Genomic DNA, 427 nt, shown 5'->3' on the forward strand with positions numbered 1-427 from the left:
GCAGCGCAACACGAACGCCGAGAAAGCCGATCTCCGGGCAGGCCGTATTCCCGAAGACTGGCAGGACAAGCCGTCAAAGCTGTCGCACAAGGATCGCCATGCGCGCTGGACGCTGAAGTTCACGAAAGCGAAGCGGCAGGACGATGGAACCATGCCGTCGAGTGATCTCGCTATCCCATTCTTTGGCTACAAACCCCACGTCTCCATCGACCGGAAGTATCGGTTCATCCGCAAATGGAAGACAACAGATGCCGCCGCCAGTGATGGCGCGCGATTGAGAGAGGGGCTTCTGGATAAAGCCAATACCGCCTCAAGCGTCTGGGCCGATACCGCGTATCGCTCGAAAGCCAACGAAGACTTCATGGAAAAGCAGGGCTTTGTCTCAAAGGTCCACAGGAAAAAGCCGCATCTCAAGCCYATGCCCCGC

Annotated in this window: 1 protein-coding gene; it reads left to right on the top strand. The window is 57.5% G+C overall.

Features of this window, described 5'->3' with window-relative positions:
• Positions 1–427, top strand: a 427-nt coding sequence (locus tag KP705_RS18055; RefSeq protein WP_215765290.1) for a transposase, incomplete at both ends; no start/stop codon positions are given.

It is taken from the genome of Gluconobacter sp. P1D12_c (genome assembly GCF_018812105.1).
Lineage (GTDB): Bacteria > Pseudomonadota > Alphaproteobacteria > Acetobacterales > Acetobacteraceae > Gluconobacter > Gluconobacter oxydans_A.